Below are 20,375 nucleotides of genomic sequence, written 5' to 3'. Positions count from 1 at the left end.
ATCGCTTTCGTGTATATTTTTATTATCAGAAAATTTTAACAAGACATAGGGGTATGGTAGGGGGAGGATTTAGATGCAGCAACCAACGAATGAGAAATTACATCGTACGATGAAGAGTAGACATTTATTTATGATCGCACTTGGTGGTGTAATCGGAACTGGTTTCTTCTTAGGTTCAGGTTACACCATTAATCAGGCTGGACCAGGGGGAGCCATCCTTTCATATTTAGTAGGCGGATTTATTATGTATTTAACAATGCTTTGTCTTGGAGAGTTAACAGTAGCGATGCCGGTTTCAGGATCTTTCCAAAAGTATGCGACGAAGTTTATTGGACCAGGAACGGGCTTTATGATTGGCTGGTTATACTGGCTCGGCTGGGCAGTAACAGTGGGTCTAGAATTAACGTCAATCGGTTTAATGATGAAAAGATGGTTTCCAAATGTTGATGTTTGGGTATGGTGCCTTGTATTCGGTGTTATTTTATATGCTTCAAACGCAATTTCGGCGAAAAGTTATGCCGAATTAGAATTTTGGTTCTCTAGTATTAAAGTAATTACAATTCTTGCATTTGTTGTGCTTGGTGGTAGTGCATTATTAGGATTTATATCATATGACGGAAAAGAAGCAGCACCTCTTTTCTCTAACTTTGTAAGCGATGGTGGACTTTTCCCAAATGGACTAGCTGCCGTATTACTTACAATGATTACAGTTAACTTCTCGTTCCAAGGAACAGAGTTAATCGGAATTGCAGCGGGAGAAAGTGAAAATCCAGAAAAAACAATTCCACGTGCAATCCGTAATACAGTATGGCGCATTATGTTATTCTTCATTTTAACAATGACGATTTTAGTAGGATTAATTTCTTGGAAAGAAGCAGGCGTAATTGAAAGTCCATTCGTAGTCGTATTTGATAAAATTGGTATTCCATACGCAGCTGATATTATGAACTTCGTTATTATTACTGCGTTATTATCTGTAGCGAACTCTGGATTATATGCAGCGACGCGTATACTATGGTCACTTGCAAATGAGGGAATGGCACCAACTTCCTTCCAGAAAGTAAATAAGCGTGGTATTCCAATTACAGCGCTAGTCGTAACGATTGCGGTAGCTGGATTATCTCTATTCACAAGTTTCCTTGCAGAAGATACAGTATACATGTATTTATTATCGATAGCTGGTTTATCGGCTGTTTCAAGTTGGATCATTATTGCTCTATCGCAACTTCGCTTTAGAAGTCAGTATATAAAAGGCGGAGGAAAGTTAGAGGACTTAAAGTATAGAACACCACTATACCCAATTGTCCCAATTTTAGCCTTAATTACAAATAGCATCGTTGTTATTAGTTTAGCGTTTATTCCTGAACAAAGAATGGCGTTATACTGTGGTATTCCATTTATCATTTTCTGCTATATATATTATTATATTAGTAAGAAACGGCAGAAACCGATGAAAGTGGAGATGGAAAAAACAAATGAAACTAACAATCAAACACGATGATATAGAAGCAGATTTATCGTATGGTCAATTAGTGATTGGAAAAGAAAACGGGTATTCACCGTTACAATTACTCATTTCTTCTATCGCAGGATGTAGTGCAATTGTCTTTCGAACAATTTTAGAAAAGAAACGTATTACATATGATACGTTTACAATCGAAACTGAAATTGGTAGAAGTGAAGCTTTATCGAAGCCAGTTGAAAGTGTTCATTTGCACTATAAAATTAAAGCAGAAAACATTACAGAAGAGCAGCTGGACAAGGCGCTGCAACTTGTAGTGAAAAATTGTACGATTGTTCAATCTGTAAAAGATAGTATAAAGGTTACGGAAACAATTGAACTAATAAAATGAAACATAAAAACGTGAGAGCCGTATTCTCACGTTTTTATGTTTTTAGAAAGAGGGGAAAGTGTAGTGGGCTGTTTAGGTTGTAAATTAGCAAACGAAGAGAAAAAAATATATAAAGTATATGAAGATGATTATGTAACTTGCTTTTTAGATCATGCGCCTTTCTACCCAGGACATACTTTAATTGTGCCAAAGCAACATGTTGTAGAAGTAGACGAATTAGATGATGTTGTAGCAAAATCCATTATGGATGCTTCTAAGCTGATTGCAAAAGCGATTAAGGCATTATATAAACCTGACGGAATTACGATTTGTCAAAATGGTGGAATCTTTAATGAACTTACGCACTATCATATGCATGTTGTACCGAGATATAAAGAGCGTTCATTTGCCGAGTTTTATACGGTACAATCGGGAGAAAAGAAGAATCATAATTTGGAAGAAATAAAGACGTTGTTAAAAGAAGAGATAGAGAAAATACTGCACACTAAAAAGGCGTAAGAGAATTTCTCTTACGCCTTTTTAGTCTTCATACATACTTAAAACTTCTTTCGCACGCATACGTAAACCATCTATCAATTCTTTCGGTTCTAAAACTTTTGCATCTTTTCCGAGTCTATAAAATAAAGGCGTAATAAAATTAATTTCACCTTTATCAATTGTTGAATTTATATATCCTGTCCCATCCTCGTTTACTATAACGAATTCCTCAAGATAAGGAACGCTTTTACATTGGCGTACGCCTTCTGTTGTCAGTAAAACATGTAACTGAGTAGGGATGTGTACTACGTTAGAGTTAGAGGCAAACCACTCTTCTAAATTCATGAATGTATCCTCATTTTCTTCCGTTGATAATATGGAAAGAATACGATCGATGCGATACAGTAATACTTTTTTCCTGCCATAGTCATAGGACGGTAAGTACCATAGCCCGTCATGAGCATATACACCGATAGGATGAACATGTTTTGTTTTTATCCCGGTTTTAGATTCGTATTGAAAGTGTAAATTTTTATTTTCAATAGCCGCTGTTAACACTTCGTTTAAAAGAGGTGTATCAATTGTGCGCTTCGGATTCCAAAAAGCGATGTAAGAACGTATTTTATCAACTTTCGTTTTTGCATCATGTTGTAGGGAGCTATACAGTTTATGTGTAACGGAATTGATTTCTGTGTTAAAAGGTAAGTCGCGATAGTAACTTAAAGATTGAAAAGCAAAAAAGATAGAGACTGCTTCTTCTTCCGTAAATAAAATAGGCGGAATTACTCTATTCGTTAATACTTTATAGCCGCCGTTACGACCTTGTTCTGCGTAAATGGGCAACCCCATATCACTTAAATCTAAAATGTATCTATGAACCGTACGAACGGAAATATTAAATTCATCAGCTATTTCTTGAGCTGTAAATGTTTTTTTCGCAGAAGCAAATATAAGAATATCTAATAAGCGTTTAGCTTTTGACAAATGTATCACCTTTTCTTTTTAACGTGACATAAATTGTCATGTTTTATTGTTAGTATATTGTTTACATCATATGTTATCAAGATGAGATACAAGGAGGAAAAGATATGTCACGTGAAATAGTTTTATTTATAGCGGCGAGTTTAGATGGATATATTGCGAAAGAAAATGATGATTTAGAGTGGTTAATGGAAACGGAAGGAGAGGGAGATAATGGTTATACAGAAATGTACGAAACGATTGATACAATAATTATGGGAAAGAAAACGTACGATTATGTAGTAGAGCATACGGAAACATTCCCGTACTTAGATAAAGCATGTTATGTTTTTTCTCGTTCAGAAAAAGGTTCAGACGGAAACGTGGAATTTGTAAATGAAGATGTAGTGGAGTTTACAAAAAGGTTAAAAGCACAAGAAGGGTCTAAAATATGGATGGTTGGTGGAGGAGAGCTACTGAGAGAATTCTTTAAAAATAATCTAATTGATGAATATATTGTTACGATTACACCGCATATATTAGGCTCAGGTGTCCCATTATTTAAAGAAAAGAATCCAGAAATTAATTTAACTTTAACGGATACGAAACGTTTTGGGCAATTTGTAAATTTATATTATAAAGTAAAATGATAAAGTGAAACTTTAATCAGTGGGGGTTTTGTTCATCTCCCACTGATTATTAGTTGAACCAATCGGGCTTTTACGGGCAGTTGATCCCCCACCTAACTTCTTTGCTTCCGCTGAATTTTGATGTAGGGGTCTTACTGCCCGTTAATGCGGGATAAAGAAACACGACTACTGATGGTAGTCGTGTTTCTTTACAGATGGTAATGAAATGATAAAACAAGATCCATGATCAACTTCACTCGTGACAGTAATCGTCCCGCCGTGTAGCTCTACAATTTCTTTCACGATAGATAGTCCTAAACCAGTTCCACCTGTAGCTCGTGATCTTGCTTTATCAACTCGATAAAAGCGTTCGAAAATGTGAGGGAGGTCTTCAAGCGGAATACCTTCGCCTTCATCTTCAATTGCAATGGAAATATGTTTATGTTCTTCTGTAACAGAAATGTTTATATGAGAATGCTCTTTTGAATGTCTATAAGCGTTATTTAAAATATTCACAACAACTTGTTCGAATCGTTGTTCATCTAAGTTTACTAGCAGTGTAGGAGGACAAGAGAAAAAAACTTTAATGTACCTTTCTTTATACATGGCGTTTACTTTTTCACATATACGCGTAAGGAAGGTGTGTAAATGCACTTCCTTTACTTGAATAGAAAAGTTATGTTGTTCCATTTGTGCAAGTGAAAATAAATCTTGAACTAAGTTTGTAATGTAATCAGACTCATCTTTTATAATTGATAAATATCGCAAACGTTGTTCAGAAGGGGTGCTTTCTTTTAAAGCAATGTCAGCGTAACCTCTTACGTATGTTAACGGTGTTCGTAATTCGTGAGCGACACTTGCTAGAAATTCACTTCGCTCTGTTTTCATATAATGTAGATCATTTGCGAGCGTCTGAATAGATGATGCTAGTTCACCAATTTCATCATTTCGAGTAGTTGTTAATGAAACAGATAAATCACCTTTACTCATTTTTTCAGTGGCATGTTTCATGTGTAACAATGGTTTTGTTAATAATCGAGATAATAGGAAAATTGTGATGACTGTGAGTAGAAACGTGATGGCACCAGCAATAATGAATTGTTTCGTTAATCCATTAACTAACTTTTCAATTGATTCTGTTCCAAGAAACATGTACACATAGCCTTCATGTTTTCCATCTACTACAATGGGGCTAACTGTACATATATAATTAGATGTTTTCCAATGATTTTCTATAATCGCTCCATTATGGTCTGTTCGAGTTTGCATTTTACTAATATGATCGTTTATAGTCGTGTTTATTTCGTTAGATTTAGCTAGTATTTCTTTATTTGCATTTGTAATAACGACAGTTGTTTCAGCTTCAGATTCCATTAATGCTACGTGAGAGATGGTTTGCTCATCGTAATATTTTTCAAGTACATCTCGATGACTATTTCCTCGCTTTAATAAAGCTGTCATTTCTTCATTTACTCTAGTGTTTACAAGACTATAATAGAGCAAAATAAAGAGAACACTTTCAATTAAAAGTGTAACAATTAAAAAATAAAATCCGAATTGAATTGAAATTCGTTTCATCGTTTTGCCCCTTACTGTTCAGTATCAATCCATCGATAACCTACTCCATACACGGTTTTTAAATGATGATCAATAGGGAAATTTGCTTTTCGCAATTTATCACGTAAATTACGAATATGTGAATCGACTGTGCGATCTTCTGTATTTGTGTTTAACCCCCAAATTCGTTCGATGAGCTGATCACGGTTTAATACGTAGTTTACATGGCGTAAAAATAATCCGAGTAAAGAAAATTCAATTGGTGTGAGAAGGAGTTCTTCATTATGGACAGAAACGAAGTGTTTTGTTTCATCCCATACAATACCGTGATATTGGATTTGTTTATGTTCATTTGTACGTCTTAAAACGGCTTCAATTCTTGCGAAAAGTTCTTCTTCATGGAAAGGTTTCGTTACGTAATCATCGGCTCCAATTTTTAATCCTTGAACGACATCTACTGTTTGATCACGAGCTGTAACCATAATAATAGGAATGTTACTAAAAGATCGGATTTTTTTGCACGTTTCCCATCCGTCCATCTTTGGCATCATAATATCGAGTAAAACAAATTTAAAGTTTCGATTTTCTATATGTAAAATAGCTTCTTCTCCTGAAGTCGCACATACGCAGTTATATCCAATTGGTGTAAGATAAAGCGTTAATAATTCAAGCATTCTCGGTTCATCGTCTACGAGCAGTATATCAATCATAGAGAGCCCTCCATATTTATAATCGTTACTTAAAGTGTAATGCAAAATCATGAAGAAATGGTGCAGATTATGATGTGTCTGCATAATTTCTTCAGAATTGCTTGTTATTGTGGAGTTGAAATTACATTTTAGGTAATCATATTGGCTCAAAAATGATTAATACGGAGGCGGTATAGTGAAAAAAATGACCCGAATTTTTGGGATAACAATAATTACAGCAGTTGGTCTTGCTGCATGCGGACAAACGAATACAGACCATAAAAACCATGAATCTACAAAAGAGAAGAAAACAGAGCAAAAGGAAATGAAAATGAATCAGGAGGTAACGGCGCCAAAAGAAATGAACCAAGGTGCATCTAATGATTTATTAACGACAAGTTTAAAAAATGTAACGAGATTAAACACAAACGACCCTTTGCAAATGGCAGTATTAACTTCACAAACGATATGGCCAGCAACTCATAAGGAGAACCAGCCAGGTGCTGTTATTTTAGTACCAGCAAGCGAGTGGCAATTAGGTATTGCGAGTGCAGACCTTATTCATCATCCGAATAACGGGCCGATTTTATTTATAGAAAAAGAAAAGATACCGGAAATGACGTTAAAAGAAATAAAACGATTAAATCCAATCGGAACGAAAGATGGAACACAAATTATGGTGATGGGGGATGTAGGTACTAGCGCGCTTGAGCAATTAAAAGGTTATAAAGTAAAACAAATAAAAGAAACAGATCCAGCTATATTTGCGAAGGATGTTGATAAGGAGTATGCCGATATAACAGGAAGCTACCCAAATAGTGTTATTATCGGTTCGTCTGAAGAAGAAGGACGTTTATATACAACACCAGCTGTAAACTGGATTTCTCATATGCCAGAACCGCTTTTATATACAGAAAAAGATAAGGTGCCAGAAGCGACAATAGAGGCATTAAAAATGAGAAAAGATAAAGCAAATATATATGTATTAGGGCCAGAAAAAATTGTTTCAAAAGAAGTAGAAAAAGAGCTAAGCAAATACGGGAAAGTAACGCGTATTAGTGGAGAGACCCCTACAGAAAACTCGATTGCGTTCGCTAAGTTTAAAGATGAAAAAACAAAATTTGGCTGGGGATTCACAAAACCTGGTCACGGTTTATCATTTGTTTCAAGCAAAACACCAGATTTAGCAGTTGCTGGGGCACCTTTTTCACATATGGGTAAACACGCACCTGTTGTATTATTAGAAGAAGGTAAAGCTTCACAACCAGTGTATGACTTCCTTGCGAGCATTCAGCCGAAGTTTAAAGATGATCCAACACTTGGACCATATAATCACGGTTTCTTATTAGGAAGTACGAGTGATATTTCATTTGAAACACAAGGAATACTAGATGAGAGGTTAGAAATTGTTCAGGAAAGTGGTCAAGGACACGGTGGACATTAATGAAATGAGAAAAGATGCTACTAAGGTAGTGTCTTTTTCTTTAGGAAACTTTTACATAGCAACAAATCTTCTACTCGTTATATAATAGCTTTCGTGCAGTCGGCTAGATTTTCTTATGGAGAAAATCAAATTATAAAGGAGTAGAGGAGTGGTATTTTGTTTCAAACGATAAAAAATGACTGGTTTTCTAATGTGAAAGGGGACGTGTTATCAGGAATTGTCGTTGCTTTAGCGTTAATCCCTGAAGCGATAGCCTTCTCTGTTATTGCAGGCGTGGATCCGACAGTTGGACTATACGCAGCCTTTTGTATTGCAGTTACCATTTCATTTGTTGGCGGAAGAACTGGAATGATTTCAGCTGCAACAGGTGCAATGGCATTATTAATGGTAACGCTTGTTAAAGATCATGGTTTGCAATATTTATTTGCTACAACAATATTAACAGGTATTGTCCAGATTATTTTTGGCGTGTTCAAACTGAGCTCATTTATGAAGTTTGTTCCGAAATCTGTTATGAGTGGTTTTTTAAATTCACTTGGAATTTTAGTTTTTACAGCGCAATTGCCACATTTTAAAAATGCAACTTGGCAAATGTATGCACTCGTTGTATTGGGACTTGCAATTATATATTTATTTCCACGTATTACAACGGCTGTACCTTCTACGCTTATTTCAATTATTATTGTGACGAGTATTGCACTTATGAGCGGATTACAGTTGAAAACAGTAGGAGATATGGGAAGCCTGCCGAAAGAATTACCGTTCTTTAGTATTCCTGACGTGCCTTTTACACTTGAGACATTAGGGATTATTTTACCTTATGCAGTTATGCTTGCAATTATCGGTTTACTAGAATCATTATTAACAGCTTCAGTTTTAGATGATATGACGCATACGGAAAGTAATAAGCATAAAGAGGCACGCGGACAAGGGATCGCAAACATTGTTGCTGGTTTCTTCGGAGGAATGGCAGGTTGTGCAATGATCGGTCAATCTGTTATTAATATTAAATCAGGTGGACGAGGTCGCCTATCAACATTTGTAGCGGGCGGATTTTTAATCGTATTACTATTCGTTTTAGGAGATTATGTCGTTCATATTCCGATGGCAGCTTTAGTTGCAGTTATGATTATGGTTTCAATCGGAACGTTTGATTGGAACTCTGTAACAACAATTCATAAAGTACCAAAAGGAAACTCATTTGTTATGATCGTAACAGTTGTGATTGTCCTAATTACACATAATTTAGCATTAGGTGTAATTATCGGAACAGTAATTAGTGCGGTGTTATTTGCATTCAATATGGCAAAGATTCACGTGAAACATTTATATATTGAAAATAAGAAAATATACGAAATTCACGGTCAACTTTTCTTTGCATCTACAGCCGATTTCATAACTAATTTTTCATTTAATGAAGATGTAAAAGAAATCGAAATGAACTTTACTCATGCGCACGTATGGGATGATTCGGCAGTGGCATCAATTGATAAAGTTATTATGAAATATGAACAAAGTGGCGTGAAAGTAAGTATAACAGGATTAAATGAACGTAGCTCAAAACTTGTTGCAAATTTAGCTACTTATAATAAAAGAATTGCTAGTTAAAAGCCTCCTTTTTAGGGGGCTTTATTATATAATACGAGTAGGATAACGAAAAGGGGATTCAGCATATGTACAAACAAATTATATTAGCATGTGACGGTTCTGAACATGCACTTCGAGCAGCGGAACATGTAACATATATTGCAAAATGTAGCGAAGAAACAAATGTTGAAGTTGTGTACGTAGTAGATAATAGAACGGCAAAATCAGATATTATACAAGGTCAAACAGATTTAGAAACAATATCAGCTAGTCGAAAAGATAAATTAAAAGAGATTGAAGGTTTATTAAAGAAAGAGAACATTTCTTATACAATTACGATATTACATGGTGATCCTGGAGATACAATTGTTCAATATGTGAATACAGGAGATATAGATCTTGTCATTGCTGGAAGTAGAGGGCTCAATACACTGCAAGAAATGGTGCTGGGAAGTGTAAGTCATAAAATAGCAAAGCGTGTGAAATGTCCAGTGATGATTGTAAAATGAAATAGAATGTAACGAAGACCTTAGTATAACTGAGGTCTTTTTTTATGTATAAATGACTCTTATTTGTGGAAATACTAGATATATAAGTTGAAAAGATGTTAACTTACAAATTTGTAAGTTAGTTGTTAGAGAAATCGATGTTATGAAATTTTTCCCATTGGTAAAATAAAAGTATCAAAGGGGAGATAGGGAGGATGGAAGTAATGAAATCATTTCAAAATTTGTCATATAGCCAAGGTGTCAGTCTTATTTGTTTAGGGGGATTTGCTGCATCTGTTACGTTAGCCGTTTTAATAAAGGTGTTTCATCAAATCTTTTAATCTTATAGTAGGGAAGGAATGGGTTGTTATCATTAGTAGGAACAGCAATGAAAATAAAAAATAGCTCTTAGCATGTATGTAAATGCTAAGAGCTATTTTTATGCTTGTTATATATTATTTAAGCTTGTTTTGATTTTACTGACCCTGTATTTAAAGTAAGAGCAAGGAAGAACATTGCAAGTACGCAAGATGCAAGTAATAAGATGAATCCGCCATCCCATCCGAATGCATCTACGATAAAGCCCATAGCTGCACTAGCGAAAGCTGCTCCGCCTAAGTAACCGAAGAATCCAGTTAAGCCTGCTGCAGTTCCAGCAGCTTTCTTTGGTGCTAAATCTAGAGCGTGTAGACCAATTAACATAACCGGTCCGTAAATTAAAAATCCAATTGCGACAAGTGCGATACTATCAACCATTGGATTACCAGGAGGGTTTAACCAGTAAACAAGAACTGCGATAAATACACCAACCATAAATAGAATACCAGCAGGTGCACGACGTCCTTTAAATAGTTTATCACTCATCCATCCGCAAAGAAGTGTACCTGGAATACCAGCCCATTCATATAGAGCGTAAGCAGTACGTGAGCTACTATGAGTAAAGCTTTTTTCTTCTACTAAATAAGTAGGAGCCCAGTCTACAACGCCGTAACGTACGAAATATACGAAAACGTTCGCAATAGCGATGTACCATAAAAACTTATTGTTTAATACGTATTTAAATAAAATTTCCTTTACTGAAAGTTCGCGTTCGCGATCTTTTACTTTTTCATCTGGTGGATATTCCCCAGTATGTTCTTCAATAGAAGGTAGTCCACAAGATTGAGGTGTATCTTTCATCGTAATTAATACATAAATACCAACTAAAATTGAAAGAATACCTGGGAAGTAAAAAATACTTTTCCAGTCATCTGCGAAGAAGTATAAGCCTAATGTTACAAGGGAAGGCATAAGCGCTCCGCCAACATTATGAGCGACGTTCCAAATAGACATTTTTGTACCACGTTCGCTAATAGAGAACCAGTGCACCATCGTACGACCACAAGGAGGCCATCCCATACCTTGTACCCATCCATTTAAAAACTGAAGTACAAACATAAGTATAATGCTCGTTGTAATGAAAGAAAATGAGCCGAAAATAATATTAATGATACCTGATAAAAATAGCCCAGCTGCTAAAAAGTAGCGAGGATTACAACGATCGGATACGATACCCATAAGAAATTTACTTAATCCGTAAGCAATAGAAACTGCTGAAAGGATAACCCCAAGTTCCCCTTTACTAAAGCCTTGCTCGATTAAGTATGGCATTGCTAGTGAAAAGTTTTTTCGAACAAAGTAGTAGCCTGCATAACCGATGAAGATACCTAAGAATACTTGTAAACGTAATTTACGGTATTCGCTATCAACGCGATCAGCTGGTAAGCGTTCCGCGTGGGGCGCAGGTTTAAATAATTGTGTGAAAAACATAAAATGAAAATCCTCCCCTAATTAATTCGAAGCGTTTTAAGACAGAGAATATAAAAAGGCCATGAAATATAAAAAAGTTTTCTTTTTTATGATTCATAGCCGTGTACTCCGTTTCTCCGTGACTGTCAATATTAACTTCGTCGAAAATTATACAACTTTGTGACAAAAATGTAAACGTTTTTATGAATAAAAGTATTGACGGATTTTGTTCGCGGGATTAATATTTAAATACGTTAAATATTTTATTGTTTAAATAAGAGGTGGATAACATGCCAAATGATATGACGCATATCGATAAAATTCAAGCTCTTGCCTTTTCGATTGGAAAGAAAATGCAGACGGAGTTATTAGAACAAATGCAAGCAACAGGACTTACACCACCGCAGTTTTATATTTTAAAGATTTTAGATCATTATGGGGCTTCAAGAGCGACAACATTAGCAAAAAAGATGTATGTGAAGCCTAGCGCGATTACAGTGATGATTGATCGTCTAATCGATCAAGAACTTGTAGAACGCTATCACGACAAAGATGACCGTCGTGTTGTCATCATCGAGTTAACGAAAAAGGGGAAAGCTAGAGTAGAAGAGGCAATGACAGCTCGCAACGAGCATATTGCAAAATACTTTTCACATTTAGAGTTGCAAGAAAGAGAAGATTTATTACGTCTCTTTGAGAAGTTAGAAACCATTATTTGCGGGACACAAGAGAAAAAAGAGAATAACTAAGAGGAATTGAGGAGATTACATGGAGCAACAAGAAAATCAAAATAGAAAGTTGTTGTTAATCGGTTTAGTAATCGCGATGCTATTTGCTGCATTAGATGGAACAATTGTTGGTACAGCAATGCCACGTATCGTCGGTGACCTAGGCGGATTAAGTTTAATGACATGGTTAACGACAGCTTATATGTTAACATCAACGACAGTTGTACCAATTGCAGGTAAATTAGCGGATTTACTTGGTCGTCGTAACGTATATATAACAGGGCTAGTTATTTTCATGATTGGTTCGGCGTTATGTGGTATGGCGAATGGTATGACAGAATTAATTATTTTCCGTGGTATTCAAGGTCTTGGTGGCGGTATTATGATGCCAATGGCTATGATTATTATTGGAGATATGTTCACGGGAAAAGAACGTGCGAAATGGCAAGGTATTTTTGGTGCGTTATACGGTCTTGCTTCTGTAATTGGACCGCAAGTTGGTGGTTGGATTGTAGATGCAGTGAACTGGAGATGGGTATTCTACATTAACTTACCGGTTGGTATTTTAGCAACAATCTTTATTGCAATGGGATTAAAATCACATAAACAAACAGGACCAATTAAAATTGATATCGCTGGAATCTTTACGATGATTCTAGGTGTTGTAAGTTTATTACTTGCGCTAACGTTTGGCGGAAAAGATTATGCATGGGATTCTTGGCAAATTATCGGTTTATTCGCACTAGCTGTAATTGGTATCGTTAGCTTTGTTATTGTTGAAACGAAAGCTGAAGAGCCGATTTTACCAATGCATTTCTTTAAAAATCGCACATTTACAATACTGAATGCGATTGGATTCTTTATGAGTATTGGAATGTTCGGCGCGATTATGTTCGTACCATTCTTCATGCAAGGTATTGTAGGAGTAAGTGCTGCTGAATCAGGAACAATTATGACTCCAATGATGATTACAATGATTGTAATGAGTATTATCGGTGGGCAACTTGTATTAAAAGTTGGTGTAAAACCACAAATTATCGCAGGTATGCTTATTATGGCCGGTGGTTTTTGGTTATTAACAACGATGGATATGCACACAACGAAGCTTACAGCTACTTCTTATATGATGGTTATCGGTTTAGGAATGGGTCTTGTAATGCCGACATTAACATTAGCGTTACAAGAAAGCTTCCCGAAAAAAGACCTTGGTGTCGTAACGTCATCAAGTCAGTTCTTCCGTCAAATTGGTGGAACATTTGGTATTACAATTTTAGGATCAATTATGAATAACACTTCAGGTACAACGTTAACAAATAAATTAGTACCTGTATTAGATACATTCCCGAAAGAAGCGGGACAAATGGTAACGAAATTTAAAGATATGATTCACACAGATCCACAAGGTTTATATTCGATGCTATTTAGCCCAGAGGCATTAAAACAAATGCCAGAAGCGTTTGCTAACAGCATTGTACCTATTTTGAAAAACTCTTTAGTAGACTCGCTTCATACTGTATTCTTAACAGGATTAGTATTTATCGTAGTAGGTGCCATCTTTACGATTTTCTTACAAAAAATTAAACTATCAGATCGTAAAAAAGATGCTGAAGAGCCTGCTGTTGAAGAAAAAGAAAAAACTGTATCATACTCGTAATGAAGAAGCATCGCCTTATGGCGGTGCTTTTTTGAGTATAACCTTAAAAGCTTTTTAGTGAGAAATGATTGACGTATTTTTAGAAATACGTTATATTATTTTCTGTAAACGGTTACATGAAATGAGGAGAAAAGAGAATGAGTACGATTAAAGACGTTGCGAAATTAGCGGGAGTATCTGTTGCGACCGTTTCCAGAGTTCTAAATAAAAATGGATATGTTCATGAAGATACATTAAAAAAGGTAGAGCGTGCAATAGAGATGTTAGATTATAAGCCTAGTACAGTAGCGCGTTCACTGTATAATAAAAAGTCTCGTTTAATTGGCTTAGTTGTTCCGAATATCGTGAATCCGTTCTTTCCAGAAGTTGCACGTGCCGTAGAAGATGTAGCACATAAACAAGGTTACACAGTTGTTCTTTGTAACTCTGATGAAAGTTTAGAAAAAGAGAAACAATACATTGATGTACTTAGACAAAATAATGTAGATGGATTTATTGTAGCAACGAATCCACAAAATAGTGTTAATTACATGAATTTATCTGTTCCGGTTGTTGCGATTGACCGTATGTTTAATGAGCGTATTCCTACTGTATATGCAGATAACTATGCAGGAAGTCAGGCTGCGACAAAGTTGTTACTAGATAAAGGATGTAAACATATTGCACATATTCGCGGACCACGTGATGTGAGTACTGCAAATGAACGTTTTGAAGGTTTTGTAGACGTTATTACGCAAAATAATCTTTCGTATATGATTGCGGAGAGTACGTTTGAGCCAGCAAATAGTGAGCGTGTAGCGATGGAATTATTAGAAGAATACCCGCATATTGATGGTATTGTTGCTGGGAATGATTTAATTGCGATTGGTATTGTAAAGGCTGCACTTCAAAAGGGGATTGCCATTCCAGATGATTTACAAATTATCGGATTTGATGGCATTTCTTTAACGGAAATGATGTATCCATCTATTACAACAGTTGCACAACCGATATATGAAATGGGGAAAATTGCAACAGAGTTGTTGTTAGAGCAAATGGAAGGAAATACATTAGAAGAGAAACACTATCGTTTGCCAATTGAAATTATAGAACGAAATACAACGAAGTAAGGAGATGAAACAGATGCCAAATATTGCAGTAGTAGGAAGCATTTCAATGGACTTAGTGGCTGTTTCAAAAAAACGGCCGAAAGCAGGAGAAACAGTAATTGGTGAAGCGTTTCATACAATCCCAGGAGGGAAAGGGGCAAACCAAGCAGTTGCTGCAGCTAGGTTAGGAGCAAATGTAGCAATGGTTGGAGCGGTAGGAAATGATGATTATGGAACAGTAGTTAGAAAAAATTTAGAGAACGAACGCATTTTTATCGATTATGTGGTACCGGTTACAGATAGAACGACAGGAATTGCTCATATCGTTTTAGCAGAAGAAGATAACAGTATTGTTGTCGTACAAGGGGCAAATGCTCTTGTAAATAAGTCAGTTGTAGATCGCTCCAAAGACCTTCTTGTAAAAGCGGATATGGTTGTTCTTCAACTAGAAATTCCACTTGAAACAGTAAAATATGTATTGGCTATTTGTGAGGAACATAATATTCCTGTTATGTTGAATCCAGCGCCAGCACAAGTTTTATCAGAAGAAATTTTAGAAAAAGCAACTTATATTACGCCAAATGAACATGAGTGCCGCATCGTATTAGATGATTTTACATCACCAATTGAAGATTTATTGGCGAAGTATCCAAATAAATTATTGATGACAGAAGGTTCTAACGGTGTTCGTTTCCATAATGGAACAGAGATTGTACATGTTCCTAGCATTGCTGTTGATGTAGTGGATACAACTGGAGCTGGTGATACATTTAATGGTGCGTTAGCAGTTGCACTTTCTGAAGGAGAGACACTTCAAAAAGCAATTCGTTTCGCGAATATTGCCGGTGGTCTTTCTGTAACGAAACTTGGGGCACAGGGCGGTATGCCAACGAGAGATCGAGTACGTGAAGTGCAGGTGATTGTTGGATGAAAAAGCATGGTGTATTAAACAGTGAAATTGCGGCAGTCCTTGCTTCACTTGGGCATACAGATACGGTTGTAATTGCTGATTGTGGTTTACCAATTCCTGACGGAGTAAAACGAATTGATTTAGCTGTTGAGATTGGAAAACCGAGTTTTTTAGAGGTGTTACAAGTTGTAGCTGATGATATGGCAATCGAAAAAGTGACGTTAGCAGAAGAAGTCATTATAAATAATGCGGAAGTAAATAAAGAGATCGAACAGAAATTAATAGAGCCAGCATTTGAGTATGTATCTCATGAACAATTTAAAGAGCATACAAAGAAAGCGAAGGCAATTATTCGTACAGGCGAGGCTACGCCTTATGCAAATGTAATTTTACATGCAGGCGTGATTTTTTAATAAAGGGAAGTGATGGGAATGCATATTGAAATGAAAAACATTTCAAAGGCGTTCAATGGCAATCCTGTTTTGAAGAATGCACAGTTTATGATTGAAACAGGAGAAGTCCATGCATTGATGGGGGAAAATGGAGCGGGTAAATCAACGCTCATGAAGATTTTAACAGGTGTATACAAAAAAGATGGTGGGACAATCAAGATTGATGGGCAAGAGCGCACCTTTAAAAATGCGAAAGAAGCTGAAGAGTACGGCATCGCATTTATACATCAAGAACTAAACATATTGCCGAATTTAACAGTAGCTGAAAATATGTTTCTCGGTAAAGAGTTAATGTATGGGAAAACAGGTATTTTACGCACTCGACAAATGAACGCGATTGCGCAGCAGCAACTAGCAGAGCTAGGGCTGCATGTAAGAGGCGCTATGTTAGCAGAGGAATTATCGGTTGGACAACAGCAAATTATCGAAATTGCGAAAGCATTAATGACAAACGCGAGCGTTATTATTATGGATGAACCTACTGCGGCACTGACGGATCGTGAAATCGAAACGCTCTTTACAGTAATCAATAAGTTACGTAAAGAAGGTGTTTCATTCGTGTACATTTCGCATCGTATGGAAGAGATTTTCTCAATATGTGATGCTATTACGATTTTGCGTGATGGAGAATACGTGGGAAAGAGATTAATTCCAGAAACATCATTTGATGAAGTAGTGAGTATGATGGTGGGGCGCAGCATTGGTGAACGTTACCCAGAGCGAAATAGTCAAATTGGTGATGTCATTTTTGAAATGCGTAATGGAACGAAGAAAGGGAAATTTGAAAATGTTTCGTTTCAAGTGAGGAAAGGTGAAATCCTTGGTGTAGCTGGTTTGATGGGGGCTGGTCGCACTGATATTATGAAAGCGATATTTGGTTATGAACCTTTAGACTCTGGACAAATTTTTATAAATGGACAAGAAGTAAAGATTGATAGTCCAATAGATGCAATTAGACAAAGAATTGCTTTCATTACAGAAGATAGAAAGTCTGAAGGATTAGTGTTAGATTTTTCAATTCGAGAAAATTTAGCTTTACCGAATTTAGAAAATCTTTCAAAGGGAAGTGTTCTAAGCAATGAGCTAGAACAACAGTTTACAGAGGATATGATGAAGCTTCTTAATGTGAAAGCATCTAGCGGGGAGCAGGCAGTGAAATCTCTTTCTGGTGGAAATCAGCAAAAGATTGTAATCGCAAAATGGCTAGGCATTCATCCGCAATTACTCATTTTAGATGAGCCAACAAGAGGTGTTGATGTTGGAGCGAAAAAAGAAATTTACTCTATTATGAATAAGCTTACAGAGCAAGGCGATGCCGTTATTATGGTATCATCTGAGCTTCCGGAAGTTTTAGGGATGAGTGATCGAGTTCTTGTTATTCATGAAGGAAAAGTCGGCGGAATTTTAGGGAAAGATGAGGCATCACAAGAGTCTATTATGGCACTAGCTACAGGGGGAGAGTAAGGATGGCTAAGAAGGGAAATGTATTACAACAACTCGGTTCTTTAATCGGTTTAGTATTAATTATCGTCGTAATTACAGCTTTAAATCCAGCGTTCATTGAAATTCCAAATTTATTTAATATACTGCGTCAAGTATCGATTAATGCGCTTATTGCATTTGGAATGACCTTCGTAATTTTAACAGGGGGTATTGACTTATCGGTAGGTTCTATTTTAGCATTATCAAGTGCACTTGTTGCTGGAATGATGGCAAGTGGCATGGATCCGTTCCTTGCAATGGCAGTTGGACTATTAGCAGGTCTTGTAATGGGAATTGTAAACGGTATCATCATTGCGAAAGGAAAAGTAGCTCCATTTATTGCAACTTTAGCAACAATGACTATTTTTCGTGGGTTGACGCTTGTTTATATGGACGGACGTCCGATCACTGGTCTTGGTGATCATTTAATGTTCCAAATGTTTGGCCGCGGTTATTTTCTTGGTATTCCGGTACCCGCTGTTACAATGATGATCGCTTTCGCAGTACTGTACTTCATTTTGAAGAAAACGACATTTGGTCGCCGTACATTTGCAATTGGTGGAAATGAAGAAGCAGCAGCACTATCAGGTATTAATGTTACGAGAATTAAAGTAATGATTTACGGTCTTTCCGGAATTTTGGCAGCGCTTGCAGGTATTGTCTTAACATCACGATTAGATTCTGCACAGCCGACTGCAGGTACTTCTTATGAATTAGATGCAATTGCAGCAGTTGTATTAGGTGGAACAAGTCTTTCTGGGGGAAGAGGATGGATTGTTGGTACATTCATCGGTGTACTTATTATCGGTGTACTAAATAACGGTTTAAATTTATTAGGTGTATCTTCTTTCTTCCAACAAGTTGTAAAAGGACTTGTAATCTTATTAGCTGTATTAATTGATCGTAGAAAAGAAGCGTAATGGAGGGACAGTTCATGAAGAAATGGTTACTTATACTCGTTGCATGTATTATGGTCATTACTGCTGGTTGTTCAATGGAACCGCCAGAATGGGCAAAGGATTCTAGCGATAAAGGTCGAAATAAAACTATTAAAGTTGGATTCTCTGTTTCAACTTTAAATAATCCCTTCTTTGTAACTTTGAAAAAGGGGGCAGAAAAGAAAGCGAAAGATAGTGGCATCGAATTGATTGCTGTTGATGCGCAAAATGATGCAGCAAAGCAAACGAACGATGTTGAAGATTTAATTCAAAAGGGTGTCGATGTAGTTGTTATTAATCCGACCGATTCAGATGCTGTTGCTTCAGCAGTAAGTGCAGCAAACGCAGCAAATGTTCCTGTTATTACAGTAGACCGCGTTGCGAATTCAGGTAAGGTTGTTTCTCACATTGCATCTAATAATATCGAAGGTGGTCAAATGGCTAGTGATTACATTCGTGAATTAGTCGGCGAAGGAGCAAACGTTGCTGAGTTAGAAGGAATCCCTGGATCGTCTGCTGCTCGTGAACGTGGGAAAGGATTCCATAACGTAGCCGATAAGTCTTTAAAAGTAGTTGCCAAACAAGCGGCTGATTTTGATAGAGCGAAAGGATTATCTGTTATGGAAAACATTTTGCAAGCAAATAGCGATATTAAAGCCGTGTTTGCTCATAACGACGAGATGGCATTAGGTGCACTTGAAGCATTGAAGTCTGCTGGAAAAACAGATGTAGTAGTTGTTGGATTTGATGCAACAGAAGATGCTGTGAAAGCGGTTAACGATGGGCGTATGGCTGCAACAGTCGCTCAAAAACCAGAATTAATCGGAGAGAAGGCGATGCAAACAGCAAAAGAGATAACACAAGGTAAAAAAGTGGACAAATCTATTCCGATTGAATTAGAGCTTATTAAGAAAAATAAATAAATATAAAATGAAAATTAGGAAGGAAGAACAACAAATGAAATTCTTTATTGATACAGCAAACATTAACGAAATTAAAGAGGCAAATGAATTAGGCGTATTAGCTGGAGTAACGACAAATCCATCACTTGTAGCAAAAGAAGGCGTAGATTTCCACGAGCGCATTCGTGAAATTTGCAACGTTGTAGAAGGACCTGTAAGTGCAGAAGTAATTAGCTTAGAAGCTGATAAAATGATTGAAGAAGGAAAAGAATTAGCGAAGATTGCTCCAAACGTTGTTGTAAAAGTTCCAATGACAACAGAAGGTTTAAAAGCAGTAAAAGCGTTCTCTGATTTAGGAATTCGTACAAACGTTACATTAGTATTCTCAGCAGTTCAAGCATTACTTGCTGCTCGTGCTGGTGCAACGTACGTTTCACCATTCTTAGGTCGTTTAGATGATATCGGTCATAACGGTATGGATTTAATTCGTCAAATCGCAGAAATCTTTGCAATTCATGGTATCGAAACAGAAATCATCGCAGCATCTGTACGTCACAGCGTTCACGTAACTGACGCAGCATTAAACGGTGCACATATTGCAACAATCCCAGCAAACGTAATTGCTTCATTAGTGAAGCACCCATTAACAGATCAAGGAATTGAGAAATTCTTAGCTGATTGGGAAAAAACACAAGAGAAATAATAGAAAAGCAAGAATCCTAGTTTAATTGACTAGGATTCTTTTTTAT

At 36.5% G+C, this 20,375-nt stretch carries 21 protein-coding genes; 17 read left to right on the top strand and 4 right to left on the bottom strand.

The annotated features are described in order from the left end of the window. Positions 1–73 precede the first annotated feature (73 nt). From ACTFR3_RS22120 to ACTFR3_RS22110, 3 genes are read left to right on the top strand one after another with little or no spacing between them, the layout of a single operon-like run. Complete coding sequence (locus tag ACTFR3_RS22120) at positions 74–1,501, top strand: amino acid permease (protein ID WP_001187097.1); 1,428 nt, start codon at positions 74–76, stop codon at positions 1,499–1,501. Next, entirely contained in the window at positions 1,476–1,853 is a 378-nt protein-coding gene (locus ACTFR3_RS22115; RefSeq protein ID WP_000778844.1) for an OsmC family protein, read from the top strand. Before ACTFR3_RS22120 ends, ACTFR3_RS22115 begins: the two co-directional genes overlap by 26 nt. A gap of 36 nt (positions 1,854–1,889) precedes the next feature. Further along, the gene (locus ACTFR3_RS22110; RefSeq protein ID WP_130055460.1) at positions 1,890–2,351 is read left to right on the top strand and encodes an HIT family protein; all 462 of its coding nucleotides are present in this window, start codon (positions 1,890–1,892) and stop codon (positions 2,349–2,351) included. Positions 2,352–2,372: 21 nt separating this feature from the next. Here ACTFR3_RS22110 and ACTFR3_RS22105 read toward each other — a convergent pair whose 3' ends face one another. Beyond that, positions 2,373–3,314 (bottom strand): helix-turn-helix transcriptional regulator, encoded by a 942-nt coding sequence (locus ACTFR3_RS22105; RefSeq protein ID WP_000030255.1) that lies wholly within the window; start codon positions 3,312–3,314, stop codon positions 2,373–2,375. A gap of 104 nt (positions 3,315–3,418) precedes the next feature. Here ACTFR3_RS22105 and ACTFR3_RS22100 point away from each other — a divergent pair, with 104 nt between their 5' ends. Next, the gene (locus ACTFR3_RS22100) at positions 3,419–3,940 is read left to right on the top strand and encodes a dihydrofolate reductase family protein (RefSeq protein ID WP_000085779.1); all 522 of its coding nucleotides are present in this window, start codon (positions 3,419–3,421) and stop codon (positions 3,938–3,940) included. Between the two features lie 165 nt (positions 3,941–4,105). Here ACTFR3_RS22100 and ACTFR3_RS22095 read toward each other — a convergent pair whose 3' ends face one another. Beyond that, positions 4,106–5,497 (bottom strand): sensor histidine kinase, encoded by a 1,392-nt coding sequence (locus ACTFR3_RS22095; protein ID WP_078439188.1) that lies wholly within the window; start codon positions 5,495–5,497, stop codon positions 4,106–4,108. An 11-nt stretch (positions 5,498–5,508) separates the two neighbouring features. Next, positions 5,509–6,186: a response regulator transcription factor gene (locus ACTFR3_RS22090; RefSeq protein WP_000565475.1), complete on the bottom strand. Its 678-nt coding sequence runs from the start codon at positions 6,184–6,186 to the stop codon at positions 5,509–5,511. 175 nt (positions 6,187–6,361) lie between these two features. Here ACTFR3_RS22090 and ACTFR3_RS22085 point away from each other — a divergent pair, with 175 nt between their 5' ends. The 4 genes from ACTFR3_RS22085 (at position 6,362) to ACTFR3_RS22070 (ending at position 10,025) form a co-directional block, all read left to right on the top strand. Further along, on the top strand, positions 6,362–7,609 hold the full coding sequence (locus ACTFR3_RS22085; RefSeq protein WP_000738875.1) for a cell wall-binding repeat-containing protein: 1,248 nt from the start codon (positions 6,362–6,364) through the stop codon (positions 7,607–7,609). A 156-nt stretch (positions 7,610–7,765) separates the two neighbouring features. Then, a complete protein-coding gene (locus tag ACTFR3_RS22080) occupies positions 7,766–9,217 on the top strand; it encodes a SulP family inorganic anion transporter (protein WP_059304143.1) in 1,452 nt (483 codons plus the stop codon). A 65-nt stretch (positions 9,218–9,282) separates the two neighbouring features. Next, complete coding sequence (locus ACTFR3_RS22075) at positions 9,283–9,705, top strand: universal stress protein (RefSeq protein WP_406904153.1); 423 nt, start codon at positions 9,283–9,285, stop codon at positions 9,703–9,705. A 203-nt stretch (positions 9,706–9,908) separates the two neighbouring features. Further along, positions 9,909–10,025, top strand: a complete 117-nt coding sequence (locus ACTFR3_RS22070; RefSeq protein WP_000834733.1) for a DUF4027 family protein — start codon at positions 9,909–9,911, stop codon at positions 10,023–10,025. Positions 10,026–10,143: 118 nt separating this feature from the next. Here ACTFR3_RS22070 and glpT read toward each other — a convergent pair whose 3' ends face one another. Continuing rightward, entirely contained in the window at positions 10,144–11,493 is a 1,350-nt protein-coding gene (glpT, locus tag ACTFR3_RS22065; protein ID WP_000466385.1) for a glycerol-3-phosphate transporter, read from the bottom strand. Between the two features lie 269 nt (positions 11,494–11,762). Here glpT and ACTFR3_RS22060 point away from each other — a divergent pair, with 269 nt between their 5' ends. From ACTFR3_RS22060 to fsa, 9 genes are all read left to right on the top strand, one after another. After that, the gene (locus ACTFR3_RS22060; protein WP_001132365.1) at positions 11,763–12,221 is read left to right on the top strand and encodes a MarR family winged helix-turn-helix transcriptional regulator; all 459 of its coding nucleotides are present in this window, start codon (positions 11,763–11,765) and stop codon (positions 12,219–12,221) included. A 19-nt stretch (positions 12,222–12,240) separates the two neighbouring features. Beyond that, the gene (locus tag ACTFR3_RS22055) at positions 12,241–13,854 is read left to right on the top strand and encodes an MDR family MFS transporter (protein ID WP_000437647.1); all 1,614 of its coding nucleotides are present in this window, start codon (positions 12,241–12,243) and stop codon (positions 13,852–13,854) included. Between the two features lie 137 nt (positions 13,855–13,991). Then, positions 13,992–14,963 carry a ribose operon transcriptional repressor RbsR gene (rbsR, locus tag ACTFR3_RS22050; protein ID WP_000104051.1) on the top strand — a complete coding sequence of 324 codons (972 nt, stop codon included), beginning with the start codon at positions 13,992–13,994 and terminating at the stop codon, positions 14,961–14,963. A 13-nt stretch (positions 14,964–14,976) separates the two neighbouring features. Continuing rightward, entirely contained in the window at positions 14,977–15,873 is an 897-nt protein-coding gene (rbsK, locus tag ACTFR3_RS22045) for a ribokinase (RefSeq protein WP_001132865.1), read from the top strand. Then, on the top strand, positions 15,870–16,265 hold the full coding sequence (gene rbsD, locus ACTFR3_RS22040) for a D-ribose pyranase (RefSeq protein WP_000716151.1): 396 nt from the start codon (positions 15,870–15,872) through the stop codon (positions 16,263–16,265). Before rbsK ends, rbsD begins: the two co-directional genes overlap by 4 nt. Before the next feature lie 18 nt (positions 16,266–16,283). Further along, positions 16,284–17,768 carry a ribose ABC transporter ATP-binding protein RbsA gene (gene rbsA / locus ACTFR3_RS22035; RefSeq protein WP_000546778.1) on the top strand — a complete coding sequence of 495 codons (1,485 nt, stop codon included), beginning with the start codon at positions 16,284–16,286 and terminating at the stop codon, positions 17,766–17,768. A gap of 2 nt (positions 17,769–17,770) precedes the next feature. Next, entirely contained in the window at positions 17,771–18,706 is a 936-nt protein-coding gene (locus tag ACTFR3_RS22030) for an ABC transporter permease subunit (protein ID WP_001074641.1), read from the top strand. Positions 18,707–18,720: 14 nt separating this feature from the next. After that, positions 18,721–19,647 carry a ribose ABC transporter substrate-binding protein RbsB gene (rbsB, locus tag ACTFR3_RS22025; protein WP_000758976.1) on the top strand — a complete coding sequence of 309 codons (927 nt, stop codon included), beginning with the start codon at positions 18,721–18,723 and terminating at the stop codon, positions 19,645–19,647. A gap of 34 nt (positions 19,648–19,681) precedes the next feature. After that, the gene (gene fsa / locus ACTFR3_RS22020; RefSeq protein ID WP_000667670.1) at positions 19,682–20,329 is read left to right on the top strand and encodes a fructose-6-phosphate aldolase; all 648 of its coding nucleotides are present in this window, start codon (positions 19,682–19,684) and stop codon (positions 20,327–20,329) included. The last annotated feature ends 46 nt before the right edge of the window (positions 20,330–20,375 follow it).

Source organism: Bacillus cereus group sp. MYBK14-1, from assembly GCF_051916885.1.
GTDB classification, from domain to species: domain Bacteria; phylum Bacillota; class Bacilli; order Bacillales; family Bacillaceae_G; genus Bacillus_A; species Bacillus_A cereus.
This window is presented reverse-complemented; position numbering and strand designations above follow the sequence as displayed.

Coding starts and splice junctions, on each gene's coding strand:
- ACTFR3_RS22120 (WP_001187097.1), top strand. CDS start 74: ATGCAGCAACCAACGAATGAGAAATTACATCGTACGATGAAGAGTAGA.
- ACTFR3_RS22115 (WP_000778844.1), top strand. CDS start 1,476: ATGAAACTAACAATCAAACACGATGATATAGAAGCAGATTTATCGTAT.
- ACTFR3_RS22110 (WP_130055460.1), top strand. CDS start 1,890: ATGTTTTTAGAAAGAGGGGAAAGTGTAGTGGGCTGTTTAGGTTGTAAA.
- ACTFR3_RS22100 (WP_000085779.1), top strand. CDS start 3,419: ATGTCACGTGAAATAGTTTTATTTATAGCGGCGAGTTTAGATGGATAT.
- ACTFR3_RS22095 (WP_078439188.1), bottom strand. CDS start 5,497: ATGAAACGAATTTCAATTCAATTCGGATTTTATTTTTTAATTGTTACA.
- ACTFR3_RS22090 (WP_000565475.1), bottom strand. CDS start 6,186: ATGATTGATATACTGCTCGTAGACGATGAACCGAGAATGCTTGAATTA.
- ACTFR3_RS22075 (WP_406904153.1), top strand. CDS start 9,283: ATGTACAAACAAATTATATTAGCATGTGACGGTTCTGAACATGCACTT.
- ACTFR3_RS22070 (WP_000834733.1), top strand. CDS start 9,909: ATGAAATCATTTCAAAATTTGTCATATAGCCAAGGTGTCAGTCTTATT.
- glpT (WP_000466385.1), bottom strand. CDS start 11,493: ATGTTTTTCACACAATTATTTAAACCTGCGCCCCACGCGGAACGCTTA.
- ACTFR3_RS22060 (WP_001132365.1), top strand. CDS start 11,763: ATGCCAAATGATATGACGCATATCGATAAAATTCAAGCTCTTGCCTTT.
- ACTFR3_RS22055 (WP_000437647.1), top strand. CDS start 12,241: ATGGAGCAACAAGAAAATCAAAATAGAAAGTTGTTGTTAATCGGTTTA.
- rbsR (WP_000104051.1), top strand. CDS start 13,992: ATGAGTACGATTAAAGACGTTGCGAAATTAGCGGGAGTATCTGTTGCG.
- rbsK (WP_001132865.1), top strand. CDS start 14,977: ATGCCAAATATTGCAGTAGTAGGAAGCATTTCAATGGACTTAGTGGCT.
- rbsD (WP_000716151.1), top strand. CDS start 15,870: ATGAAAAAGCATGGTGTATTAAACAGTGAAATTGCGGCAGTCCTTGCT.
- rbsA (WP_000546778.1), top strand. CDS start 16,284: ATGCATATTGAAATGAAAAACATTTCAAAGGCGTTCAATGGCAATCCT.
- ACTFR3_RS22030 (WP_001074641.1), top strand. CDS start 17,771: ATGGCTAAGAAGGGAAATGTATTACAACAACTCGGTTCTTTAATCGGT.
- rbsB (WP_000758976.1), top strand. CDS start 18,721: ATGAAGAAATGGTTACTTATACTCGTTGCATGTATTATGGTCATTACT.
- fsa (WP_000667670.1), top strand. CDS start 19,682: ATGAAATTCTTTATTGATACAGCAAACATTAACGAAATTAAAGAGGCA.